The sequence below is a fragment of the Candidatus Thiodiazotropha endolucinida genome (genome assembly GCF_001715975.1).
GTDB classification, from domain to species: Bacteria; Pseudomonadota; Gammaproteobacteria; order Chromatiales; family Chromatiaceae; genus Thiodiazotropha; species Thiodiazotropha endolucinida.
Genome location: NZ_MARB01000015.1, coordinates 47,057 through 72,730 on the forward strand (window position 1 = coordinate 47,057; position 25,674 = coordinate 72,730).

The following is a 25,674-nucleotide window of genomic DNA, read 5'->3' on the forward strand; positions in this document are numbered from 1 at the left end:
AGGAAGAGAACAACCATGACTAGTCCCATTGCAGCCTTGACCGCCACAAAGCCGGTTACCCGACTTGATCCAGCCGACCATTTGGCCGCCAAATTGCGTAGCGAATATGGAGAGCGTATCACAGGCGAACTGATACTCCCCGCCAAGCAGGGTAACTACCGTCCACTACCCGATGATCTCGACCAGCGACTCACCGATGCCTTGCGAAAGCGCGGGATCGAACGACTCTACACCCACCAGGCTGCGGCCTGGGAATCGGTACGGAATGGTCGGCATACAGTAATTGTCACCCCTACGGCATCAGGCAAGACCCTCTGCTACAACCTGCCGGTACTGCAGGAGGTGCTGCAGACGCAGGCCAAAGCCCTCTACCTTTTCCCCACCAAGGCCCTGGCCCAGGACCAGGTGGCCGAGTTGACTGCCCTCAACCAGGCCGCCGAACTGGGCGTACGTACTTTCACCTTTGATGGCGACACGCCGGGGGATGCGCGCAAGGCGGTGCGGACCCGTGGTGATATGGTGCTCTCAAATCCGGACATGTTGCACCAGGGGATACTACCCCACCACACCAAATGGGCTCAGTTTTTCGAATCCTTGCGCTATGTGGTGATCGACGAAATGCATACATACCGCGGCGTATTCGGCTCCCACGTTGCGAATGTGATAAGGCGTCTGCGGCGTATCTGTCGCTTCTATGGGTCAGACCCTCTGTTCATCCTCTGCTCCGCCACTATCGCCAATCCCGCCCAACTGGCGCATGAACTGATCGGAGACGAAGTCAATGCAATTACCGAGAGCGGCGCACCGCAGGGAGGCAAGCACCTGTTATTGTGGAACCCGCCGGTGGTCAATGCCGATCTCGGCATGCGTGCATCCGCCCGTTCCCAGACCACCCGTATTACCAAACTGGCAATGGGTCAGGGGCTAAAAAGCATTGTCTTCGCCCGCTCACGCCTGATGGTTGAGGTGCTGACCAAATATCTCAAGGATACCTTTGACCGGGACCCCAGACATCCAGCCAGGGTCGCCGCCTATCGTGGCGGCTACCTGCCCGCTGAACGACGCGCTATGGAACGGCGACTGCGTGAAGGGAAACTCGACTGTGTGGTCTCCACCTCAGCATTGGAACTGGGTGTGGACATCGGCGCCCTCGATCTCTGTGTGCTCAACGGTTATCCCGGCACCATTGCCGCCACCTGGCAGCGCCTGGGACGCGCCGGCAGACGCCAGCGCACTGCGGTTGGCGTGCTGGTGGCCAGCAGCCTGCCGCTGGATCAATACATTATCCGTAATCCCGACTTCTTCCTTGGCGCCTCGCCGGAACAGGCACGTATCGATGCCGATCAGTTACTGATCCTGCTTGATCATGTTCGCTGCGCCGCCTTCGAACTGCCGTTCAGGGATGGAGAGCGGTTCGGCGACCAACCGCTGAGCGAGTTACTCGCCTATCTGGAGGAACATGGCATCCTGCACCGGGAGGCGGATGAGTGGCACTGGATCAGCGACAGCTACCCCGCCAACAGTATCAGCCTGCGATCGGTGGCGGAGGGTAATTTCGTGGTGGTGGATACTACCGGTGGCGGAAAAACCGTGATTGCCGAAGTCGACTACAGTTCCGCACCGATGACCATCCATGAAGGCGCCATCTACATGGTTCAATCCACCCCCTATCAGGTTGAGCGGCTCGATTGGGAGGGACGCAAGGCATTCGTTACCCGCACCCGAGCCGATTACTACACTGATGCCATAGACTATACACGCCTTAAGATTCTGGAGTCTTTCGAGGAGCACGAATATGCCCGTCATGGCGTGGCCCAAGGTGAGGTTCATCTTGTCAAGCGCATAACCGGCTACAAAAAGATTCGCTACTACAGTCACGACAATGTGGGCTACGGCAAGATCGAGCTACCGGATCAGGAGATGCACACCACCGCCGTCTGGTGGCAGATAAACCCACAGGCGCTGGAGGCTGCATTCCACTCACGTCAGACTGCCCTGGACGGCTTTCTTGGCGCCAGCTATGCACTTCATATCGTCGCCACCATGCACATGCTTTCCGAACCCGGAGATATCGGCAAGGCGGTGGGTGACGGCAACGCCCGCTGGTTTGCTACAGTGCATGCCGGTGGACGGGGAGAGTTGCGCAACAGGGAGGACCAGCGAATTGATCCGGCGCAGCTGGATCGCTTCACTCCCACGCTGTTTCTCTACGACAACTATCCTGGAGGCATCGGACTCTCATCACCGCTTTGCGAGAGCCGTGAGACCATCGTTCATGAAGCGAAGCGGCTTGTCGTTGACTGCAGCTGTAACCATGGCTGCCCCAGCTGCATCGGCCCTATCCTGGCCAGCGACGAGCTGCGGGGCTACTCGCCCAAACAGGCCGCACTCGAAGTGCTTTCACTCCTGATGTAGTGTCTACAGGTCACAACCGACAATGACACTCGGAACAAAACTCAGCCGTCTGAGGGCACTGAAAAAGGATCGAGGGCAACAACCTGTTGCATCTGCGACGGACCTGCGACATCGCTTGGCACGGATCGACCGGACACGACCTTCTGATGATTCGAAAGGGCGGCGACAAGCGTCAATAGAGGAGAGACTGGCAAAACAGCTGAAGGGATACCAAATCAGCGATGGTCTGATCAAGATACAGCGCCATATACCCCTGCATGGATCAATGGGCCGCCATCCTCTCTCGCTACTGAAACAACAACCCGTCCTGCCCGGAGATGGGGCGGCGGCCAACCGCCGCCAGGTCTACTTCGATACCGAAACCACCGGACTCTCAGGGGGCAGCGGCACCCTCGCCTTCCTGTTCGGTTTTGCAGTGGTTGAGCAGGAGAACCTTGAGACAACCCAGTACCTGATCACCCGCTTTGCCGGCGAAAATGCCATGCTCGAGAGGATTAACAGTATACTCAGCCCAGATGATCGGCTGGTGAGCTATAACGGCAAGTGTTACGACATCCCCCTGATGAATACCCGCTACCGCATGCGGAATATACCGGCCATATTGGATCGGCTGCCTCACCTGGACCTTTTGCATGCCGTGCGCCGACTGTTTGGCCGCACTTGGCCGGATTGCCGGCTGATGACGCTGGAACAGCGCCTGCTCGGCCTGAAACGACACAACGACCTGCCGGGTTCGGAAGCCCCGGAAGCCTGGTTCGATTGTGTAACAACGGGCGCTACGGTGCGACTCGCACGGGTGGTGGATCACAATTTTCAGGATATCATCTCTCTCCCCATGGCCCACGCTGTCCTGGCTGGGGTGATTGAGCAACCGGAACGCCATGACGCAGACATTGCGGCCCTCGCCCGCTGGTTGACGGATAGCGACAAGACTGCCGCCTATACCTTGTTATTGCGCCAGCGGCAGAGACTGTCAATCAGTGGTATGAGGTTACTGGGTCGACTAGCCAGGCGTTTCGGCAACTGGGAGTTGGCAGTGGAGATATGGGAAGCCTTATCCCGGGGCGGCTGTCGACAAGCTACAGAACAACTTGCCAAATATCATGAGCACATCAGCAAGGATCTGGAGCATGCAAAATATTATTGTGAGCTGCTCCCCGTCGACGATGAGCAACGGCGTCGGTTGAACCGAATCTTAATCAAGCGCTATCGTCAGGGGATACAACCAGCACTGCATTAGGGCCTGTTAACAGGCCCTAAAGTGCCTGTTCGCATCTCTGCGTCAGTTCGATAGCCTGTCTGACATAACCCTTATACCATTCATTGACGGTCAGAATAAATTCGGACAAGGACTCGGCATCATCCGGATCGTTTATGTAGTCGCTCACTTTGAAAGGGGGAAAGACAGTGGCCGCGGTACAGGTACGTGTCAGTCGCTTGTCGAAATTGGCGACCGCGATGGGTACGATCAGTGGCTCAATATCGGCCGCCAGCGCCAGACGGAATGCCCCGGCCTTGAACGGACCGGGTGACTCCTCGGTGTAGTAGCAGCGTCCCTCCGGACAGATGATGATGTTGTCCCCCTGTTGCAGCCTTTCCAGTGCCTGTTCAATGAACTGGCGGTTGCGTTGCTCGCGGGTCAGGTGACGATCGCGATCCTCCTCATCGACCTCGCCAGGGTAGACATAGAGATACTCAAGGCGGTCGAAATATTGCTGAAAACCGTACCAATCGAGCGCCGGCTTTTTCACCACCCTGATCGGCGCTTCATGATATTTCGGGTAGATCACCATGCTCGATACGAAGTGGGTGTCCAGGGTCAGGCGAAAATCATTCGGCAGCATATTGTCGGTATGGTTTTCCAGATGATTCATGATAAACAGATGCCCTGAGGAGTCGGGCAGGTGCTCCTCGCCAGCCACGTTATAGTGGGTCTGCTCAAACAACGCCCGGAATGCCCGCATACAGTGATGTCTCACTTCCCTTGGCGTCTGATCCTCGGGAGCATTGGCAACGCTTTCATAAATACGTTGCAGTCCCTGATAAAAATGGAGTTCATCGTGCACCTTTTCCAGGATATCCAGAGACAACCGCGCCAGGTTGCGCTCATTTTCATCCTCGCCATGATTACGGATCAGTTCCAAGGTACCGAACGCATCGGAGAGCGTCAGTCTGTTTTCCAGCAGATAGGGGATTTTGTGCAGCGGCGAGGTTACATGCAGGGTAGCGGCATTCTGTTCCAGTAATGCGGTTACAGCCAACGTCTCTTTATGATAGCGCCTTGCAATCAATTGGGTCCGGGCCATACGCAGCCGATTGCCGATCAACCAGATCACCCGTTCCATTAGTTCTGTTGCGAACAACGGTTCCCGGTGACACAGCGCCGTCAACGCTTCAGCTGTGAATACCAGGGCACAGACTGAATCACTGGCGATTGCGGATACCTGATAGTGATTGGGTTCGACCAGGGCGGACCAGCCGAATGCCTGCCCTGTGCTCTCCAGGCTATTGAGAAAAAAACAGATCTTGCCATCACTGCTGCAATACCAGAGCTCGATCCGTCCGCTGACAAGCAGGTAGAACTTCTCTGCCTCACCTCCCTACTGAAACAGTGTTGTGCCAGGGTTCACGCGAATCATTCGCCCCAATGACAACATGGATCGTAAATGATGGTCTGACATGGCTTCAAAAAAAGTGACGTGGCGCAGAAACCTGAAGGTTGACTCCTGATCGCTGCCCAGGTTCTCAAACTCGACAAGCGGGTCTGATCCCCGGGTTCTCATTGCGGCGGCAGGTTCCACCATGTTTCTCCCTTCGACACCGCTACTGGCGATCAGGCGGTCCCTGTTATGTTCAAGTCGACGCGCCAGAACTATCGCCACGCGGCGTAAAAGCGTGTAGGCGATGAGTGGTGACTCTGCCATCAACTCAGTTAACAGTGTTCTCGGAATACGTATGAAGCTGCACTCCCTTTCACAGCGCACGGTCACTGTATGGCGATAGGGTGCGCGAAACACAGACCAGCCAATCAGTGCCCCAAACTCGCTGTCGGTGCCGACAAGAAGATCATCCATACCTGCCACATGGATCAGAAACTGCACCTTTCCAGTCGCCAAAAAATAGAGTGCAATGGCACGATCATGCTGATGCAGCAAAATCTCCCCTTGATCCATTTGCCGCACCTCGGAGCCTTTAGCTAGAAAATCGATCACATCCCTGTTGATATCCTGGAAGAACGCAAGTTCGGAAAGTTCAGAGGCATCCATCATCACGATCACCCTTTTTAAGAGCATGTCACTTATTATTGTCTCTTCTCAACATCGATGTGATTTGAATATTCAAACGACAATATTATTGGCCCTGCATCACTAACCACACCCCTATTACTAATCTATAGTAGATATATGCGGCGCCAATTCAAACCGGAACACACCAAGCCAAGGGATTTTGATCTTTTCTGGCAGGAGACGCTGAGCAAACTTGAGAAGGTCGATCCGGATCCGATAATCGCAGGCGTGGAACATTCGCCCAACCACCCGGAACTTGTACTGGAGTATGTGGAATTTGTGTCATTGGACGATGTGCGCATTACCGGGCTGCTCACTCATTGGAAGGATGATCTGCCACGGCCGCTGGTTGTTTACAGCCACGGTTACGGCTCTCAATGCATGCCTCAATGGTCATGGGTGAGTTTCGGGCTAAATTGCTTTGGCGTGGATATTCGTGGCTTTGGCCGCTCTCATGACGCACTTCGAGAGTACTCTCACTGGGGCTGGGTATTGACGGGCATCCAAGCACCGGAGACCTCAGTGATAAGAGGCGCCGTCTGCGATTACATTCAAGGCGCAAGAGTCGCTGAGCAACTGCTCCCCAACCCGACCACCCACCATACCTATCAGGGTGTCAGTTTTGCAGGTGCACTGGCACTTAAATCCGCATCGGTACTGGGGTCGCCCGACCTGCTGGCAGTAGGTGTTCCCACATTCGGTTGGACTGAAGGACGCTATATCTTCGTCAAATCGGGCTCCGGCGCACAGATTAATCACTATCTCGCCAACCATCCGGAACGATTGGATGATGTGATGCTGGTGATGCGTTACTTTGATCCTGTCAATTTTGCCGATGGCGTGCACTGTCCCGCTCTCATTGGCCTGGGGCTCAAAGATGATGTGGTGCCGGCCAAGACAGTCTATGCCATTGCCAACCATCTGGTTGGGAAGAAGGAGATTATGGAGTTTCCCGTCAGCCATACCGATTTGCCGGAGGAGCGTCTTTGGGATCGTTTTGAACAATATTGGTTGACACTGACGATTGAGGGTATCAGCGAGGGTTTTGGATCGAAACCCCTCCATTTCGATTGATAGCTTTCTACCGTAATTAAAGCGTTTCCGTCCTTATCGAGGCCAGGCAACGACGTTTACCGCATTATCTTTTATGCGCAGAGTATTTTTTATAGCGCCTCAACGAGTAGAGAGAAAGCGTGGAGAGGAGCAATAATTCAACAGGAAACAGCACAATCAGATCGACTCTGATATTGCACTCGCCTGTGCAGTTTTCCAAAACCCAAGTCTCATAGGCAATGGGCAGTAGCAACATCACGGCAGACAGCGCCTGCAGGCCCTGTTTTGAGTGGATATAGAGTGCAAAAAAGAAGACGCCCATGGCGGCACAGATGAGAAGGAAAAGATAGTAGACCAGGATCAACATATTCAAAGACACAATCTCAAAACCACTATACAGATCATAGCCGACTGCCAGGATACAACAGTGCCGCGCCTATGTCGCTTGTCAGTGACGCCCGACCAGGGGGTCGGCCGGTCAGCCGGATCCAACGTCAGCCTCGCTCCCTGGCGATACTACCCAAGACATAGGAACAGAGTACCAGTTGCTGAAATCGATTCAGACCGCGAAACTCCAATCCATGGACAAAGGTGTTTTTGCCATCCCTGCCTGCCGTCTCGCGAATATTGCGAATCACACCCATGATTTTCAGCATGTCTTCCCCACCGCATACCGACAAGGTATAGATCACCTGAACTACATCACCGACTTTACCAAGCGTTTGCCGGTCTAATATCCGGGCTCCCGTACTACTGATATCGGAAATGATGACAGATCGTTTCTTCTCCCCCCCCGAGGCGCCTTGGGGCCAGACAACTTCCGCACTTATTTCAGTCGGCACCCGTGGTGCGTTGCGCACGACGGCGCTCTCCACATCCGACGGATAGGAGAGATGGATATGTGGATAGGGTTTAGATGATGCATTCAGGACTTGCGAAACAAATCCGAATATATTGCTGCCCTGTAACATCCTGACCGTAAAACTCTGACCATCGCGCACGATAATCGGTTTTCCGTGTTTACGGGGTGTCGTGATCACCAGACTGTGACCAGGTAGAAAGCCGATCAGGGTGGCCGCAAAGCGCTCGGCGTTTTCATTGGGTGGCGCCCACTGCAACTGCAGTACATCACCAATCTGCAAGTATCTGACACTGTCAGGCAAGGCCTCACTCCCATGCGGCTTATGTTAATATTGAATCACAAATCGACTAAAACCAGCTGCTATGATTCAGCACATAACAATCTGTGGCAAGCATTTGTCAGTCTAGGGCACGTAAATACGTATTGACCCGGCAGAGACAATATGCCCAGCGATTACATGTCTTTAAATAATGCGAATTTTTTATTTTAAAAACAAGTAGCTGTTAAGATTAGTTTAAGTCCTTTAAATCGGCAAACGATGATTTTTGTGCTTGACGACAATCCGGATACGCCATTTCCTGACGTTTCACTCGCGGAACGCGAGCCGGACGGGTTACTGGCGGTGGGCGGCGATCTAACGCCTCAACGGCTGATCCAGGCTTATCAGCTGGGAATATTTCCCTGGTTCACAGAGGGAGAACCCATACTCTGGTGGTCGCCGGACCCACGCACCGTACTCTATCCCGAAAAGATAAAAATCAGTCGCAGCCTGAGAAAAGTATTAAAAAAAAATGTCTATAAAGTATCCTTTGATCAAGACTTCGAGGCTGTAATCAGGGGTTGCGCGGCGCCGCGTGAAAACTCGCCTGGAACATGGCTGGTACCCGAGATGATCGATGCCTATCGCCAACAACACCAGCTGGGAATGGCACACTCCGTAGAGGTATGGCGCAACGACGAGCTGGTGGGCGGCCTATACGGCATGGCCATAGGCGCTGTCTTCTTCGGTGAATCGATGTTCAGCCGTACGTCCGACAGTTCCAAAATCGCTCTGGTTCACCTCAGTCGAAGACTGACTCAGTGGGGGTTCAAGATGATCGATTGTCAGGTCTATACCAATCATCTGGCCAGTCTGGGAGCTGAAGAGATACCCAGGTCCAGTTTTTGCACCGACCTCGATCGCTGGACCCGGCTTGAAGGACGAACAGGCAGTTGGGCTGACCAGGGCAGGCACTTTCCAGAGATCGATATATGCTGAATCCGCCTCCAGGATTCGAACAGGAGGCGAGCTATGCTCTCTACATGAGCCAGGTTCACGGCTGCTCCTATCTGCCTGGGCGAGAGGCACGCAATCTGTTTCTCGACCCGAATGCGAAAGTCACTCAACACCTCTATCAACAATTGATAGACCGGGGTTTTCGTCGTAGCGGCTGCTATCTGTATCAACCTGCCTGCCCACAATGCAATGATTGCATCTCCCTGAGGATACCGACGGCACGGTTTCAACCATCTCGCAGCCAACGCCGTATCTGGAAACGCAACCTGTCACTTTACGAAGTGAACCCCGGCCCCGCCGGATTCAATGAAGCACACTATCATCTCTATCAGCGATACCTGCTGCAGCGTCATCCCGATGGTGCCATGGCATGCAACAGCCCGGGGCAATATTCTCAATTTCTGACCTGCGAATGGGCTGAAACACAATTTATCGAATTCCGTAAGGCCGGCAAGCTGGCAGCCGTTGCGGTCAGTGATCTGCTCCCGAATGGCACCTCATCCGTGTATACCTTCTTCGACCCCGACATGTCACAGGACAGCCTGGGCATCTTCGCCCTGCTGTGGCAGATTGACTATTCGCGGGGACTCGGCCTGAAATGGGTCTATCCCGGTTTCTGGATCGAGAGCTGCGAAAAGATGAGCTACAAGTCCCGCTTTCGTCCGTTTGAGGCCTGGACAGGGCAACAGTGGATAGATCATACTGAACTCGGGAATCGCGGCTACGGAACGAATGACAGGGTCTGACCTGTAGCTGGCAAACTATTCCATCCCTGGTAAGCGATACTTCGCTGGAGACATTGATGTCCAAACCGATTAGATGCAGCATCTCCGCTATCCTCCTAAGCACTCTCCTCTCTCTTTTCAGTGGTTGCAACTCCTCCGATAGTGGAGAGACCATAGCTACATCTGTTGAAACTGATGTAGCGCTGAAACAATTCGATCATTGTGATGAGTTGAAGTCATACCTGATCAGTACAAGTGAGCAGCAGAGTGCGCTTTCGGCCTATGTGCAAAACTCATCGGTATTACCCCAGGACGACTTTAGCAGTTCTCCTGAAACCACTGCTGATAGTGGCTCAGGGCAGCCTGCGATCAATCGTGTAAGCGGGACGAATAATCAGGTCGCCGGCGTGGATGAGGCGGATTTCGTCAAGACAAGTGGTGACTATACCTATCTCCTTTCTGGCGGGAATTTAATGATTTTACAGACCTGGCCGGCGGATCAGAGCCAGGAGATCTCGAGAACAGAGATCGATGGCTCACCCAGGGCGCTCTTTTTAAATGACGATATCGTCTGGGTGGTGAGTGACCTGTCGTACCAGAGCTATCCCCAATTCGAGGAGAGCCTGGCGGCTGATATCGCACCCCGCACCAACCAGACGACCAAGGTCACTCTGCTGCAGGTCACCGATCCCGCGCAACCTGTCCTGATCAGAGAGACCGTGCTTGAATCAAGCTATGTGGATGCGCGCATGATAGGGCAACAGGTCTATCTGATCGTCACTGCACAACTTGATCTGAGCCCTGTGCTTGAGGACCCGGATAATGTCGAGATCGATGAGCTGTTACCCTCCCTGGCCGATAACACAGCCCCCTCGGCGAACAGTGACCCCACTACCTCTGTGATCTGTGGTTGCGATGCAGTCTATCGACCCGAAATCGCCAATGGCACCGGCACCATGACGATTCTCGGCTTCGATCTGGCGAACCCGCTGGCAACTATTTCCAGCCAGACCATACTGGGTAACAGCGGCCTGGTCTACGCCAGTCAGGAAAACCTTTACATTGCCAGTGTGGAGGACCAAAACTGGCTCTGGCTGCCGGTGATGGAAGGGGAAGAGGATCCGACGCCCTCCACCACCATCCACAAATTCACTCTTCAATCGAATCCCCAATATGTTGCCAGCGGAAGTGTCGATGGCCATCTGCTCAACCAATTCGCCATGGATGAGTATCAGGGTACATTGCGCCTGGTGACCACCGAACAGGCCTGGTGGAGTGATGCCGATCCTGAAAACCGACTCTATGTCCTGGAACAGTCGGGTGACCAACTGATACAACGTGCAGCGATTGATGGTCTCGGCAAGCCTGGAGAGAGTATCTTTGCAGCGCGCTTCGATGAGGACAAGGGCTACCTGGTGACCTTTGAACAGATCGACCCTCTGATCACCCTGGATCTCAGTGACACCGGCAATCCACTGGTCGCAGGTGAATTGGAGGTACCGGGATTCTCCACCTATCTGCACCCGATCGAGGGGGACCTGATCCTCGCCATCGGTCAGGATACCGATACCAATGGTATCAAGCTGAGCCTGTTCGATATCAGTGATCTCGCCCAACCGGTGTTGCTCAATGAGCATTTAATCGGTGCCGGCAGCTACTCCGAGGCCGCCTACAACCACCACGCCTTCACCTGGTTCGAGCAGGAGCAGATGCTGGCTATTCCGGTGACCCATTGGAACAGCTCGGCGCTTGAAGCGATTTTTGATGTGGATGACATATTCAATGGGCTGGAGCTGTTCAAAGTAACCGCGCAACAGGGCATAGAACCCTATGCCGCCATCGACCACGATATCTTCTATCGAAATCAAAACAACTCGAGATGGCTCTATCCCGAGGGGATCCGCAGGAGTTTCTTTGTCTCTGATGAGGCGATGAACAGTTATATCTACTCCATCAGCGAGCGTGGATTTCTGGTCAACGACCTCGCCTCACCGGCGACAAACCTGGCGGAAATAGAACTGCCAACCGAAAGTGACAATGTCTATCTCTTCAACGAAGCGCAACTGGCACGATTCGATTCATGTGATGAAGTCAAGTCATTTCTGGTCGATACCAATCGTCAACAGAATGATCTTTTGTCTTATGTAGGCGCCTCGTCCGGTGGTGATTTCAGCAGCGCCCCCATATCAGGACCCGCCCCTCTGCCGGACTTTGACTCGGGGCAGAGTGAATCACAACCCTCTGTCAATAGCGTAACCGGCACCAATAATCAGGTCGCCGGCGTGGATGAGCCAGACTTCATCAAGACCACCGGTAACCACACCTACCTGCTATCCGGCAGTAATCTGGTGATTATGCAAACCTGGCCGGCAGCCGAAAGCCAGGAATTATCGAGAACACAGATCGATGGTAACCCCAGGGCGATGTTTCTTTATGAGGATATAGTCTGGGTGGTAAGTGATCTGACGCAATCCAACTATCCACAATTCGCAGAGAGTCTTACAGCGGATTTCGCACCCAGAATCCACCGGATGACCAAGGTCTCGCTATTCCGGATCAGCGATCCACAACAACCCAGCCTGATCAGGGAGACGGTATTCGAATCGAGCTATGTGGATGCGCGCAGAATCGGTCAACATGTCTATCTGATTGTGAGCGCGCTGATCGACCTGAACCCTGCGCTTGACGATCCCATCAATGTGGAGATCGATGAACTGCTGCCGATTCAGTCCGATAACACAGCTCCCGGGACAGAGACTCAACCCGACACCTCGTCGATCTGTGGTTGTGACGCAATCTATCGGCCTGAAATCCCCAACGGCACCGGTACCCTGACGATTCTCAATTTCGATCTGGCCAACCCGTTGGCTGTTACTTCCAGCCAGACCATCCTGGGCAACACCGGTTTGGTCTATGCCAGTCGGGATAACCTCTACATCGCCAGTGTCGAGGATAATTTCTGGACCTGGTTGCCTGTGATGCTAGGGGGAGCTGATCTGACAGTTACCACCACCATCCATAAATTCAGTCTTCAATCATCCCCTCAATATCTTGCCAGTGGTCGTGTCGAGGGCCATCTGCTGAATCAATTCGCCATGGATGAACACCGGGGTGCGTTGCGCCTGGTGACATCAGAGCGGAACTGGTGGTCACGGGAAACTAACAATCGGCTTTATGTGTTGGCCCAATCGGGAAAGCAACTGGCAGAGCGTGCCTATCTGGATGGTCTCGGCAAACCCGGTGAAGAGGTCTATGCGGTGCGCTTCGATGAGGAGAAGGGTTATGTGGTGACCTTCCAACAGATCGATCCCCTGATTACCCTGGATCTCAGCGACAACAGAAATCCGCTGGTTGCAGGTGAACTGGAGGTACCGGGATTCTCCACCTACCTGCACCCCATCGAGGGGGATATGATCCTTGCCGTCGGCCGTGAAGGCAGTAGTATCAAACTCAGCCTGTTCGATATCAGTGATTTCGCCCAGCCTGCGTTGCTATATGACCATCTTATAGGTTCAAGTAGTTACACAGAAGCCGCCTACAACCATCACGCCTTCACCTGGTTCGAGCAGGAGAAGATGTTGGCGATCCCGATAACGGCATGGGGCAACGCCTTAACCAGCACTACCTTTGGTTACAACGACATATTCAACGGGCTTGAACTGTTCAGAGTCACTGCGCAAGCGGGTATCCAACCCTATGCCGCCATCGACCACGACATCTTCTACAAGGATCCAAACAGCACGAACTTTTACTACCCTGAAAGTGTGCGCAGGAGTTTCTTTGTCGCCGATGATGCGATGAACAGTTACATCTATTCCATCAGCGGCCGGGGATTACTGGTCAACGACCTCGCCTCGCCGGACACCAACCTGGCAGAGGTCGAACTGCCGAGTGACAATAACGATTATCTTTATTAGCGCCACCTAAGGCATCTATTTTTTACGTTAGTGTCACTTACCCTGGCGATGGGTCTGACACTGTCGGTCATTTACATGATGGCACATAACACAATTGCGTTTATTCGCGTTCATTTGCGGACTTAAAAAATCATTCGCGAGTATTTGCGGCTGTTTTTTTAGCCGTTTGGTACTCACTTGAGCTGGGGAGAGCCTTGACAAGGCACCTTCATGCCATATGGCGCACTGTTACGTGATATGCCCCACACCTCCACTTATCACAATCTATTAATTACATATAATTCAGTAGCTTAACGATTGGTCCGCTAATTGCATTTGTATCAGGGATCTCTGTCCAAGGACGCACTATTTTTCCCCAGGTAAAAGGCACATTGAGGTGAACCTATGCCTGATTGATTCGGATATGAAGTTGTATGAAACGCCTGCCACGAAACAATAATCTCAAATACCCCGTTATTATCTCTCTCACCCTTTTTCATCTCAGCATATCTGCCGCTGACGAGACTGTAGTTGCAGAACCAGATACCGTTGAAGAATATGACATCATCAGTGTCACCGCCTCCCGTGTCGAACGACGCACCCAGGATGTTGCCGGTTCCATTGACGTGATCGATGCCGAACGCATCGAAAGCGAAAAGATGTTCAATATCAAGGACGCCATCCAGGGCAGTCCCGGGGTTCTGATCAACTCTAAGAATTCTGCCTATGACAGCCGTCTTATCATCCGCGGTGCCGGGCAGAAGGCCAATTACGGCGTTCGGGAGATCATGGTCATCCGTGATGGCGTACCGATGACCGACCCGGACAGCTTCTCCCGTTTCGACTTTATCGACACCCAGGATATCGAGCGCATCGAGATCACCAAAGGCCCCGGATCACTATTCGGCGCCGGCTCCTCCGGCGGCACCATTCAGATCATTTCCAAGTCGGTGTTCGATACCGACAGTAACCGTATCAAACTGGGTGTCGGTGATTTCGGTCAAGGCAATCTGCATGGCCGTCTTGCCGGCGATATCGATGACAGCAATGCCTACTCGCTCACCGCCTCTTACCGGAAGAGTGATAACGACTGGCGGGAATGGAATGAATTCGAGTCCAAGCAGCTCGCATTCAAGCATGGTTATCTGCTGGATAACGGCGCCACCCTGGAATCCGAGCTGAGTTATCACGAAGCGGATCTGCAGATCCCGGGATCTATGGATGAGTACGAATTCGAAAGCTACCTGGAAAGCGGAGAGCAAAAGGACACCACCAGCAGTCCCTGGCAGCACAGCGGTCGCTACTCGACCATCTGGTTTTTCAATTCCCGCTATGAACAGGAGATGGGCGACCTGACCCTGAAACCCCGTATCTACGCCAACCGCTGGGACCATTACCATCCGGTCACCGGCGCAATCAACGATAATCCTGGCACACTCGTGCTCGGCACAGACCTCGAGATGGCCTACAAGCACCAGCTCTGGGGTCCCAGCACATTGGTTGCGGGTGTGACCGCCCGGCGCGATGACACCGAAGGCGCGAAAAAATTCACCTATGCGGATGTTGAAACCAGCCCGCCGCCCCCCTGGAACCCGATGGGGCCTGAAACCATCCTGCATACCAATTCCGATGAAGCCGGCGAATTGCTCGAGGAGGAGGATGCAACTAATACATTGTACGGTTTCTTTATCCAGGAGACCCTGCATCCGAATCGACGCACCACCCTCGACATCGGCTTTCGTTACGACCGCAACCACTTCGATATCGACAATACCGCCTATGGCGAATACAGCTGGGGCGCCGGAAGTTATACCTTCTTCGACACCCCGGAGAGCACCAATACAGATAAGACCTTCAACCTCTTCTCACCCAAGCTGGGTCTGACCTATGAACTCAGCAACTTGTTGAATCTCTACACTGTCATCGCCCAGTCGGGACAGGTCCCATCGGAGTCGGAGATTCAGAGCAACCCAAAACTCGATGCCGCCACCGCACGCAATGTGGAGATCGGTTTGAAGGGGCGAGCTCAAGCATGGTCCTTCGATCTCGCCCTCTATCGCACCACCGTCAGTGATGAGATCGTTTCGGTACTGAATGAGGATCTGACCACAGAGTTTCAAAATGCCGGCGAGACGTTGAAGAAGGGATTGGAGTTGAGCGGGCGCTACGATCTCAACCGCCATTTCTGGCTGGAAGGCAGTTTTGCTTACAGCGACTACAGCTTCACTGACTTTGAGGAGTTGGTGCGTACAGGCCGAAACCAAACACCGGTCGATCGCTCCGGCAATCAGCTTCCATTCATACCCAGGCAACAATACGGCCTCGGCATGGGCTACAGTCACCCGGCAGGTTTCAAAGCGATATTGCGCAGCAACAGCTGGGGCAGCTACTACGTCGACAACGCCAATACGGAAAAGTATGGCGGCTATGATTTTGTCACGAACCTGCTGCTGAGTTATCAAACCGGTCCTCACACGCTCTCGCTGAATGTGGAAAACCTGTTCGACAAACTCTACGCCCTTGAAGTCAAGAAGAGCACCAGCGGCGATAAGACCTTCTCGGCTGCCTCACCGCGCAGCGCCATGCTGAGTTACACCTATAACTTTTAAGGAAAGCATCCCATGCATCAACTGTTAGGTGTTGTTATCCCTGCCTGTATGCTCTCTCTCGCCGGTGTTGCAATCGGTGCGGAGGGCGGGGACGCAACCAAGCCCCCTCAACCCGCCCATGATCACCGCGGCGAAAAGCGAATTGTCCTGGAGAATGGTGATGGCGCCATCATCACTCTCTGGAAACCGGATCTCTCTACCCAACAACTCACCCCCGATCACAATGTTGTCACGATACCGATGACCGGTATCGACAACTACCACGCCATCGTGGCGGAAAAGGATTGGGGTGATCACAAAGAGGCAGTGATACGTTACGAGTACAGGTTCGGACGCCCCAGCAAACAGAGCCCCTCCCAACTGGTGGCGAAACAAAAGACCGAGTTTGAGATAGTACCCGATCCGATTCCACGGGAGCACTATCGCTATCACTCATTACAGAGCTGGAATTATTTGGTGCGTTTCAACGGCAGACCGGTCAACGACCTCGAGGTCGTACTGAATACCGCCAACGGCACGCAGCTATCATCGACTACCGATTCCCACGGTCGGGTCTCTTTTCAGATCCCCGACGACTTCCCCGGCATGATTGAAGGAGAACGGGATAAGAGGCTTGGCCAGTTCACTGTCAGCAGCGAATACCTTGAAGGAAATAGGCGCTACACCACTCAACTCAACGCCGACTATCGTGTCAACCCCGCTCATTGGCAATCAACCCGTTTGGGTCTATTGGTGGTCGGCATCGGATTTATCGCCGGCGGCTTCCTTGGCCGAGTTAAAAGAAGCGGAGGAATGGTGCAATGAACAATCCAATCAACCTTTCCGTGTTACGCAAAATTGTACAGCTTGGCGCCTTTATCTTTTTTGTCTACGGCGGGATTATCACCGGTTACTATCTGGAAGATAAGATCAGCGGTTCCCTGCCCGCCCTGAGCTGCGCCTACGATTTTCAAGGTTCCGACCTCTGCACCCTGATACCGATCCAGCACCAGATGGATCACCGCCTGGGCGAGGCAATTGCCAAGGGGGGAAACCTGCTGATGGGCGTCATGCCCACACTTATAACCCTGGGCACTTTCCTGCTCTTATTCGTGGTATTGAACAAGGCCTTCTGCGGCTGGATCTGCCCACTGGGCACTTTCCAGGAGATCCTCCAGATTATTGGCCAGAAACTCGGTCTGCAACGTCATGAGACACTCTCCCGAGATCTGGTCAGCCGAATTCGCCCGGCAAAGTGGTTCATCTTGCTTCTGCTGGTCTTCGCATTTCCCCTGCTAACCGGCATGGGCATGCTGAATCACGATCTGGGCGACCCGTTCTGTCGCATCTGTCCCAGTCGCATACTTACCACCCTGGCTACCGGTGAAACCACACAGCTCTATCTGGACACCGCCAACACAACCACCATTGTGATGTCATTGCTGGGGGATTTTATTTTCGGTCTGATGATTGCGCTGGCGCTGACTGTGCGCCAGCCCTTCTGCCGCATCTGCCCCATGCTTGCCCTGCATGCGGTTTTTCGCAAAATCGGTCTGCTGCGTCTGATAAAGAACGGTACGCCTCGTTGCGATCGCTGCGGCCTTTGCGCCAAGGCCTGCCCCATGGATATACATGAGATCCATACCGATATGGAGAGCCGTAATGTCACCTTTGAGGACTGTACACTTTGTGGCCGCTGCGTGGAGTTCTGTCCCGACAAGGATGTGCTGCAGCTGAAATACACCCTGTTCCCGATCTTTAGTTCCAGTCCGCAATACTTCAAGCAGCGTAAGAAACAGCAAACCCAATGGGAGAAAGGCAATCTCATCGCCTGGTACAAAAAACGGCCCATGTCATCGAAGGCAGAGTCGTCATGATACCCATTGAACCGGTCAGCCTCAGCTTCGGTGCCGCACTGTTGCTGGGACTCAGTTTCGGTGCCGGCCCATGCAATATCGCCTGCCTCCCCTATCTGGGGCCTGTCTTCACCACCAGAGACGATGGCATTACGGGCGCCTGGCGCATCCTGCTCCCATTCTCCCTGGGCCGCATCAGTGGTTACACCTTGCTGGCGGGCGCGGCGGGTTGGGCCGGTCTCTGGGTGGAAGATCTGGTTGCCGGTCCCTGGGTTCGCTGGCTGCTGGGTGGCGCTACGATTCTGGTGGCGTTCTCCATTCTGTGGCGACGCCGCACCAGCGGATGTAATTCGGCCTGCTCCACGACACGCACCGTAACGATCGAGAACAGACCGCCTCAGCAAAACCGTCTCATGAGTCAAGGTAGTCTGCCCGGGGGCCTCTACTTGATGGGACTGGGCATGGCATTCAATCCCTGCGCCCCCCTGACGACAATAATTCTTGCCGCGGCGACAAGCGCCAGTATCCTCTCGGGCGCATCCCTGGGTGTCGCTTTCGCCGTGGGCGCAGTCATTCTACCAACCCTTATCTTCGCCTTTGGCGTAGCCCATTTCGGTCACCAGATCAGACTCCACCTAGCACACCACCGAGCCGCCCTGGAAAACACCAGCATCGGACTGCTAGTCATGATCGGTTGTGCCACCGCATTCGGATGGATCACACCATGAGCATCACTGAACTCCTTGCCAAGGGCGGGCCGGTTATCTGGATCCTTGCCCTCTACTCATCCATAGGACTGGCCATTGTGCTGGAACGCTATTTTCTGTTTCTACGCCTGCGGCAACTGCCAAAAAACTGGATGGCAAGACTGGGACAACTACTCGATGAGTCACAGGCCCAACAGCAGATTGCAGCACTCAAGGGACCGGAGGCCAACGTGATCCGTGCCGTGGTAGAGGCACAATCCGAGGGTGTGAAAGACCTTCGAGGCGTGGGTGAGCGTGTGCGTGGCGAGGAGATCCAACGCATGGAGTTCGGCCTGCGAACCCTTGGCATACTTGGCAACACCGCCCCCCTGCTCGGCCTGCTGGGCACCATCACCGGCATGATCAAGGCCTTCATGGTTATCGAGCAGGCGGGGGGTAAAGTGGATGCACAGGCCCTGGCCGGTGGGATCTGGGAGGCCATGATCACTACCGGCGTGGGACTTGCGGTCGCCATTCCGCTGCTGCTGATGCTGCATTTTCTGGAAGGGAGCGTCGAACGCCGTGCGAAGAAACTAAGCCGTTGTATCGCACTGTTACTGGAGAGACGTAGTCTCGAACCCGTACTCATAACGGAGGTGCAACAGACTCACCAGTGGGAGAACATCACCGATGGAGTATGAGTACAAAAGACGCTCCAGCCAGGTACTCAATCTCACACCCTTGATTGATATCGTGTTCCTGCTGTTGGTCTTTTTCATGCTCACGGCCCACTTCATTGAAGACGAAGCCATCGATATACAACTGCCGGTGGCGGAAAGCAGCCTACCAAGTGATGATGATGACACGGTGGAGGTTGCCCTGTTACCCAATGGAGATCTGCTGGTGGATGGCCGGGCGGCAACACTGGACAACCTGGAGGATACACTGCGCGGCGCCCTGCACGCCCCCAACAAGCGTTATGTAAGATTGAAGGGTGACCAGGCCGCTGCCTTCGGAGCGGGGGTGAAGGTGATCGATGCTGCACGTAGTGCCGGCGCCGAATCCCTCGATATTCTCACAGAGAAGCCATGACCAGAACAAGCACCGGTTGGCGTCTGCTGGCACTGTCGTTCTCTCTGCTACTGCACCTTACGATTATCACAGAATGGTCTGACAAAATGGTCACCCAGGCCGCCGTCGAGCAGATCGAAAAACCACAGCTATTGGTGCAACTGACATTTCAAAAGCCACTCCCGGAAATCATTCCCGAGGTCATACAACCACCGAAGACTGTTGAAAAACAGGTCGTCAAGCCAAAGCCGAAACCGAAACCGAAACCGAAAGTAAAACCAAAAATCAAAAAAAAGAGCCGGAGCAAAGCCATGCCCAAACCGGTTGTCGCTGAAACGGTACCCGTCACTCCCCCTGAGGAGAAACAGCTTGCAAGACAACCGCCGCCTCCACGGGTTCAACCCAAAGTCAACCTGAGGGAACAGTATCTGGCACAATTACTGGCCGTGATTGAAGCAAAAAAAACCTATCCAACAGTCGCGCGCCGCAGGAATATGGAGGGAAAGATCGAGGTCAGCTTCAACCTCTCCTGTGATGGCAAGGTATCAAAGCTGACCATTAAAGGGCCTCATGGCCTGTTGCGAAAAGCGGCGGGTAAAGCCATCGATGCCGCACAACCGTTACCGCAGCCACCTTCCCAGATCGAATGTCCGATACCGATTCACTACGCCATGGCCTATACCCTGGAAAAATAGTTGGCAGTGTGGTGCCATGCACCACCAATCACAGTTTATCGACTATTTTGAAGATGGAATCCAAACTCTGTTCAGTTTCCTGACATACAGAGCAGGATCAGCCTTCTGCATCAGGGAGATAACGTTCAAATTCTCCAGCACTAACGGGTTTCGAATAAAAATAACCCTGCGCATAATCACAGCCGGAGTGCTTTAACAACTGCATCTGGCTTTCAGTTTCAACACCCTCGGCAATAACCTTAATTCCCAGCTTGTGAGCCATTGCAATCATCGCTTCACATAAAATCATTTCCTGCGAATCTTCTTCAAGGTTTCGCACGAATGATTGGTCAATCTTGATGAAATCAATATGGAAGTCTTTGAGGTAAGAGAGTGAGGAGTAGCCGGTTCCGAAGTCATCCAGTGCCACCTCGATATTATGATCCCGGAACACCAGCAACTGCTCATGCACACTGCTTTCATTTTCCATCAGCAGATTTTCGGTGATTTCGACGACTACACTGCTTCCATGCAATTGCAGCTTTTTCAACTGCTGCAGCCACTGTTGATGCGCTATTCTGTTACGGAACTGCAAGGGTGATTTGTTGATACTGATCTGAAATCCTTCACAGGTCCTGTCTGACCATTCAACCAATTGCCGCATCACTTCATCAAAAACCCAGTTGCCAATATCAATAATCAGCCCAGACTCTTCTGCCAGGGAGATAAACTCGGCAGGTAATATCATTCCTCTTTCCGGGTGTTTCCAGCGTAATAATGCCTCTGCTTTGCCAACGGAACCGTTGGACAGGTCAATTACCGGCTGGTAAACCAGCTCGAATTGATTACTGGATAGTGCATTGCGTAAATCTCCCAGCAGAAACTGCCGTTTGATCGAAGCCGCCTGCATTTCTGAGGTGAAATAACTGAAACGGCTGCGGCCGGACTTTTTTGCCCGATACATCGCCTGGTCTGCATTCTTTAGAAGACTTGATGCCTCTTCTCCATCATCAGGATAAATGGTGATGCCGATACTGGCAGAAATATATATCTGATTGACATCAATCTTGAACGGCTTACTGAGCTCATCAATGATATTTTGGGCAATACTGTCCAGCCTTGAGGTGTAGCCCAGTTCACTGATAATCATGGCGAACTCATCGCCGCCAATGCGCGCGATCGCATCTGACTCCCTTATACAGTTTTGCATGCGACGCGTGGCGTCTATCAGAAGCCTGTCACCTATTTCATGACTGAGGCTGTCATTCACTTCCTTGAAATGGTCAAGGTCAATAAAGAAGAGCCCAAATTGAGCCTGCCTGCGCCTTGTCCGTTTGATTTCAGTATCCAGAAGAGTGAAAAACATGCGCCGATTTGGCAGATTTGTCAGGACATCGTAATTTGCATGCCTGAGCACCAGGTCTTCATTTATTTTCTTATCGGTGATATCAGATAAAAGCCCTATATAGTGATCAATCTGATTTTGATCATCCAATACGGTGTTGATACTCAGGTAAGAATAGAATTCCTTTCCCGACCTGTTTCTGTTCCAGAGCTCAGCTTGCCAATGACCGATTTCATTTATTTCGTCCCACATTTTGCGGTACAGCTCTTTACTGTTCCTCTCAGATGCAAGGAATTTAGGATCTTTGCCAATGACCTCGGCAGGCGGATAACCGGTTATTTCGGTAAATGCAGGATTCACGCTGATAATCCGGTTGTCTTTATCCGAAATCATCATCCCCTGACTGCTTGCACGGAATATGATTGACGCCAACTCACGCTCGGTGATGTCGGAATGGGTTCCAACCATGCGTAATGCCAAACCCTGCTCATTCCGGCTGACGACTTTTCCCCGGCTAAGCACCCATGTCCAAGAACCATCTTTATGCAGCAGTCGATGTTTGCTTGTGAAAAACGGTGTTTTGCCATCCAGATGCAACTGCAAATGATGCTTTACCAGGGCGATATCATCCGGATGAATCCTGGATGAACTAAAATCCTGAACAAGTTCGCGGTCAATAATATGCACGAGTGTGTTTTCGACGCTATGATGCGTCTCGTTACTCTTCTGGATATCCCAATCCCAAACCTCTTCGTGATTGCTTTCAAAAACAAAGCGCCACTTTTCCTCGTTTTCAAGCAAGGCCTGTTCAGCCTGCTTGCGCAGCGTTTTCTCACGCATCAGGTCCATGGTTCGCGACGACAGACTGTCGTACATCTTCAACACTGTCTCTATGAGCAGCTGCATTGAACCGCTCATCTCTTCGTGAGCCGACTGCTTGGCCTGAGTGACACTTTTGCCGTTCTCAATGGCAAGAATCACTTTCGCCATGCGTTTATCGTTATCCAGGATATGGTAGGCAAGCCAGTGGGTCAGAAATCCGACCGTATCCTGCATAATCTGATCATAGTCTTCGCGACCCTCCCTGCCCCTGAGATCAATGACATGTGAAATAAAGGACTTGTGGGTTTTTTCGTGGGAATTAAATGATTCATCGTTGAGAAGGTATTTACGCCAAACCTCCTCTTCCGCCTTGAAGTGATAGTCGGCATAATCAAACAGCTCATCAAAAACCTCATTTAGGATTTTTTTACTTGAACGGTTTGCCAGATGAACAGCAAGGTGATTGAGTATTTGCACCAGTTTCTGGTGCTGTTCATCGATTAGAGCGATACCCGTCTCGAAATTTTTGTCCCATGGAAAAATCTCGAACGATTCGATTGAATTCTCAGTTTCAACCGCTCTCATACCAGTACCTTTGTTGGGATTGAAATTTACTTGTAACGAATACCACTGATGGCGCTACCGACAAGGGTCATAGACCCGTAAGCATCTGATTGATATTTTCTCTGTTAACCTTACCCGTCATTTCTACTGCTCTTTTTCTCCCTATTGTAATCCATAATTCACAACTTGCACCAAGTCATAGCTGTTTCAAATCCCCCCTAATGAATAGTGGATTTAACCGATCGGTGTCATGCTGTTCGCATAGATTGCCATTTCAAATGCATGTCGTTGTGGATCAGGATCCTCCATTGATTCAATCAGCCGTAGTTTTTCTATATATGTCGCAGGCAAATCATATTCCAGAGCACCAGTGAGCACATGGTGCTTATACCAATGGTATGGCTTTAATGTGCGATCGATGAATGTGGCGTAATAGGTATAGGCGGCTAGCATCTCACCATCGGGATCAATGAGCTCAACCATTTTTTCCTCGTACCCTTGACCTAATCCCTCTTTGCTATCCAACACTGCCTTCTCTGACTTGGCGATTTCAAAAATGACGCCACTCACAGTGTACCGGTCGCTTTTTGTTTCATAGGCATCGCATTTAGCGGAACCGTCCAGGCTTTTCTTATGGAAATGCAATTCATGGCCAGGTAGTGATGCCGAAGTAACAAATCTTGCCGAAGGCACTCTACTCAGCAGCCGCCTGCTCGACATATTTGATCCATAAGAGAAATAAAGCATATGAGCACTCAAGAGAAGAGCCTATTCAACTCAGTGTATACACCGGTCAACGACGCAACCAGTATTTTACTTCCTGTCCCTCAGTAAGCTTCCGGCATTTTTTCAATATCCATCTCAACGGCACGGCCATGGCTGCTGTTGATCTGATGAATGATATTGTAGTCACTGTAGCGACTGAACTTGCGTCAAATTAGCCAGACTTCTACGGCGGCGGTCTGCAGAGGTCTTCATGCCTGTGGATAGTCATCAGCGACAAGCAGCCACTAAGGAAGCATAAAAGGCATAGTTAGATAAACCGTTTCATTCACTATTCCCATTTATGATCTGGTGGTGATAAAGATACGCAACATGACCCAAACGAAGATAACCCCGCCGATGACTGCAAGCAAACCACCTATACCCATCACACCCATCGCCAGTTTGGCGGACAGCGTATCCAGACCCTGGGCCGCCCCGGCCGTCTTGCGCTGGATGCCCATGGCACCGGACATGGCCAATCCGGTGATATGCAGCAATTGCCCGGTGCCATATATCCAAGGCTGCAGTTCGGCCAGCCTGCCTTGTACAGGCGGATAACCCAGTTTAGGAAGCAACAGATAAGCGAGCCCCATCAATCCCATGGTGACTCCCACGATGGAACCGTGGTAGTGGGCAGGAATAATGGTATTCACACCGGAGATGAACAGTGCAATGGCACCACCGGAAAAAAACAGCAGCATCGACATCCACAGGCTTCGGCGCAGGGGCCTCTCCTTTGACTCTGCACTATTCGCCTGCAGCAGACCGATGAATATCAGAATGCCAATCGGGGTAACCGCCAGACCGCCACCATACTGCATCAACTGGGTGAAAGCTGTACGGGATTCGATGGTCACTGTCTGGTAGAACAGGTAGATCAACGGTACCAGTAACACCGGTGCTATACCGAGAATCAAGAGCCAGTAGTACCAGCGAGAATCACCGGGCAAGGCTACCCCACTATGCAGGGCAAGCCATAACCAGGCAAGGATGATCAATTGAGTATAAGCAAACTGCAGGCTATGCCCCGCCCCCCAGAAAAGATACTCGTAGTAACTCTGCCCAGTCACCTCTGCCGGTATCTGCCACCAAGCCGTCAACAGCGCCGCAAGAGAGATCAATACCGCCAGGGCAACCGTGAAAGCAGCCAGGCTTGGTAGATGGAGATGGCTCCACAAGACGCTTCGATAAGTACTCAGACCGATCAGTGCCTGCAATGCGATACCGAAGCCGAATAAACCCAAAGTGAGAAAGAACAGAGGTCGCTGCAATACCGGCACATAGTTGTTCATCAGCGGTGCCCCATCGCCTAAAAAGGCGGATAGGGCGATACCCAGGGCCCCCATCATGGCCAATCCAAAGGCAAGATACTGCAGCCGTATCGATCCGGATCCCGCCTGTGCAGTCAAACACCAAACCACCCCGGACATGGCCAGAAACCAGATCAGTACTGATTGATCCACATGCACCACCAAGGCGGTACGGAAAAAATCCACCCAGGGAAAGAAGGCCTCGCTGCCCGGGGTGCGCGAGAGCACCAGCAGCAAGGCAAACAATCCCGCCAATCCCAGCGCCAACACCCCCAACTGCAACCATCTCACAGCCAGCTTTCTGTGCGCCTGCTCAGGGACAGGTACAACGATCACCCCATTGTCATCAACTTCTATCAAACCTTTTCACCCTAACTTTCAACGATTTGGCCTGCTACTTCACGGCTAGACAGGCAAAATATCCATATCCCACGGGAACCACACAGATTTGCCATAGGAACGGCTCATATCGTACCTTG

At 52.7% G+C, this 25,674-nt stretch carries 20 protein-coding genes and 2 pseudogenes; 13 read left to right on the forward strand and 9 right to left on the reverse strand.

Annotated elements, in window-relative coordinates; translation table 11 throughout:
• The first annotated feature begins 15 nt into the window (after positions 1 to 15).
• Positions 16 to 2,415 (forward strand): DEAD/DEAH box helicase, encoded by a 2,400-nt coding sequence (locus CODIS_RS13290; RefSeq protein WP_069125954.1) that lies wholly within the window; start codon positions 16 to 18, stop codon positions 2,413 to 2,415.
• A 22-nt stretch (positions 2,416 to 2,437) separates the two neighbouring features.
• Positions 2,438 to 3,655, forward strand: a complete 1,218-nt coding sequence (locus CODIS_RS13295) for a ribonuclease H-like domain-containing protein (RefSeq protein WP_069125957.1) — start codon at positions 2,438 to 2,440, stop codon at positions 3,653 to 3,655.
• 16 nt (positions 3,656 to 3,671) lie between these two features.
• Here the strand turns inward: CODIS_RS13295 and CODIS_RS13300 are convergent, their stop codons facing one another.
• The 3 genes and pseudogenes from CODIS_RS13300 to CODIS_RS13305 all read right to left on the reverse strand — a co-directional run bounded on the left by CODIS_RS13300 (position 3,672) and on the right by CODIS_RS13305 (position 5,684).
• Positions 3,672 to 4,760, reverse strand: a complete 1,089-nt coding sequence (locus CODIS_RS13300; RefSeq protein ID WP_069125961.1) for a lysophospholipid acyltransferase family protein — start codon at positions 4,758 to 4,760, stop codon at positions 3,672 to 3,674.
• 36 nt (positions 4,761 to 4,796) lie between these two features.
• Positions 4,797 to 5,000, reverse strand: a pseudogene (locus tag CODIS_RS21750) (cyclic nucleotide-binding domain-containing protein); the annotation flags it as partial.
• 15 nt (positions 5,001 to 5,015) lie between these two features.
• Positions 5,016 to 5,684 carry a Crp/Fnr family transcriptional regulator gene (locus tag CODIS_RS13305; protein WP_154723124.1) on the reverse strand — a complete coding sequence of 223 codons (669 nt, stop codon included), beginning with the start codon at positions 5,682 to 5,684 and terminating at the stop codon, positions 5,016 to 5,018.
• A 135-nt stretch (positions 5,685 to 5,819) separates the two neighbouring features.
• Here CODIS_RS13305 and CODIS_RS13310 point away from each other — a divergent pair, with 135 nt between their 5' ends.
• Complete coding sequence (locus tag CODIS_RS13310; protein ID WP_069125968.1) at positions 5,820 to 6,776, forward strand: acetylxylan esterase; 957 nt, start codon at positions 5,820 to 5,822, stop codon at positions 6,774 to 6,776.
• Between the two features lie 64 nt (positions 6,777 to 6,840).
• Here the strand turns inward: CODIS_RS13310 and CODIS_RS13315 are convergent, their stop codons facing one another.
• Together CODIS_RS13315 and CODIS_RS13320 are read right to left on the reverse strand one after the other, a co-directional pair.
• The gene (locus tag CODIS_RS13315; protein ID WP_154723125.1) at positions 6,841 to 7,128 is read right to left on the reverse strand and encodes a hypothetical protein; all 288 of its coding nucleotides are present in this window, start codon (positions 7,126 to 7,128) and stop codon (positions 6,841 to 6,843) included.
• A 121-nt stretch (positions 7,129 to 7,249) separates the two neighbouring features.
• Positions 7,250 to 7,918 (reverse strand): flagellar brake protein, encoded by a 669-nt coding sequence (locus CODIS_RS13320; RefSeq protein WP_069125973.1) that lies wholly within the window; start codon positions 7,916 to 7,918, stop codon positions 7,250 to 7,252.
• Positions 7,919 to 8,155: 237 nt separating this feature from the next.
• Between CODIS_RS13320 and aat the strand changes: the two genes are divergently transcribed.
• From aat to CODIS_RS13370, 10 genes are all read left to right on the forward strand, one after another.
• Positions 8,156 to 8,875 carry a leucyl/phenylalanyl-tRNA--protein transferase gene (gene aat / locus CODIS_RS13325; RefSeq protein WP_069125974.1) on the forward strand — a complete coding sequence of 240 codons (720 nt, stop codon included), beginning with the start codon at positions 8,156 to 8,158 and terminating at the stop codon, positions 8,873 to 8,875.
• On the forward strand, positions 8,869 to 9,639 hold the full coding sequence (locus tag CODIS_RS13330; protein WP_069125977.1) for an arginyltransferase: 771 nt from the start codon (positions 8,869 to 8,871) through the stop codon (positions 9,637 to 9,639). The genes aat and CODIS_RS13330 overlap by 7 nt, the downstream gene beginning before the upstream one ends.
• A 56-nt stretch (positions 9,640 to 9,695) precedes the next feature.
• On the forward strand, positions 9,696 to 13,535 hold the full coding sequence (locus tag CODIS_RS13335; RefSeq protein ID WP_069125979.1) for a beta-propeller domain-containing protein: 3,840 nt from the start codon (positions 9,696 to 9,698) through the stop codon (positions 13,533 to 13,535).
• Positions 13,536 to 13,948: 413 nt separating this feature from the next.
• Positions 13,949 to 16,123: a TonB-dependent receptor gene (locus tag CODIS_RS13340; protein ID WP_069125981.1), complete on the forward strand. Its 2,175-nt coding sequence runs from the start codon at positions 13,949 to 13,951 to the stop codon at positions 16,121 to 16,123.
• Positions 16,124 to 16,135: 12 nt separating this feature from the next.
• Positions 16,136 to 16,927: an Ig-like domain-containing protein gene (locus CODIS_RS13345; RefSeq protein ID WP_069125982.1), complete on the forward strand. Its 792-nt coding sequence runs from the start codon at positions 16,136 to 16,138 to the stop codon at positions 16,925 to 16,927.
• The gene (locus CODIS_RS13350) at positions 16,924 to 17,979 is read left to right on the forward strand and encodes a 4Fe-4S binding protein (RefSeq protein ID WP_069125984.1); all 1,056 of its coding nucleotides are present in this window, start codon (positions 16,924 to 16,926) and stop codon (positions 17,977 to 17,979) included. The genes CODIS_RS13345 and CODIS_RS13350 overlap by 4 nt, the downstream gene beginning before the upstream one ends.
• Positions 17,976 to 18,686, forward strand: a complete 711-nt coding sequence (locus CODIS_RS13355; RefSeq protein WP_069125986.1) for a sulfite exporter TauE/SafE family protein — start codon at positions 17,976 to 17,978, stop codon at positions 18,684 to 18,686. The genes CODIS_RS13350 and CODIS_RS13355 overlap by 4 nt, the downstream gene beginning before the upstream one ends.
• A complete protein-coding gene (locus tag CODIS_RS13360) occupies positions 18,683 to 19,345 on the forward strand; it encodes a MotA/TolQ/ExbB proton channel family protein (RefSeq protein WP_069125987.1) in 663 nt (220 codons plus the stop codon). Before CODIS_RS13355 ends, CODIS_RS13360 begins: the two co-directional genes overlap by 4 nt.
• Entirely contained in the window at positions 19,335 to 19,736 is a 402-nt protein-coding gene (locus tag CODIS_RS13365; protein WP_069125989.1) for an ExbD/TolR family protein, read from the forward strand. Before CODIS_RS13360 ends, CODIS_RS13365 begins: the two co-directional genes overlap by 11 nt.
• Positions 19,733 to 20,410 carry a TonB family protein gene (locus CODIS_RS13370; RefSeq protein ID WP_069125991.1) on the forward strand — a complete coding sequence of 226 codons (678 nt, stop codon included), beginning with the start codon at positions 19,733 to 19,735 and terminating at the stop codon, positions 20,408 to 20,410. Before CODIS_RS13365 ends, CODIS_RS13370 begins: the two co-directional genes overlap by 4 nt.
• Before the next feature lie 97 nt (positions 20,411 to 20,507).
• On the opposite strand, the gene CODIS_RS13375 is transcribed toward CODIS_RS13370, so the two are convergent.
• The 4 genes and pseudogenes from CODIS_RS13375 to CODIS_RS13385 all read right to left on the reverse strand — a co-directional run bounded on the left by CODIS_RS13375 (position 20,508) and on the right by CODIS_RS13385 (position 25,555).
• Positions 20,508 to 22,724 carry a sensor domain-containing protein gene (locus tag CODIS_RS13375; protein WP_235615220.1) on the reverse strand — a complete coding sequence of 739 codons (2,217 nt, stop codon included), beginning with the start codon at positions 22,722 to 22,724 and terminating at the stop codon, positions 20,508 to 20,510.
• Positions 22,725 to 23,141: pseudogene (locus tag CODIS_RS21755) on the reverse strand (bacteriohemerythrin); the annotation flags it as partial. It abuts the gene before it with no gap.
• Positions 23,142 to 23,354: 213 nt separating this feature from the next.
• A complete protein-coding gene (locus CODIS_RS13380; RefSeq protein WP_201259033.1) occupies positions 23,355 to 23,867 on the reverse strand; it encodes a gamma-glutamylcyclotransferase family protein in 513 nt (170 codons plus the stop codon).
• Between the two features lie 317 nt (positions 23,868 to 24,184).
• On the reverse strand, positions 24,185 to 25,555 hold the full coding sequence (locus CODIS_RS13385; protein WP_235615222.1) for a cbb3-type cytochrome c oxidase subunit I: 1,371 nt from the start codon (positions 25,553 to 25,555) through the stop codon (positions 24,185 to 24,187).
• Between the last annotated feature and the right edge of the window lie 119 nt (positions 25,556 to 25,674).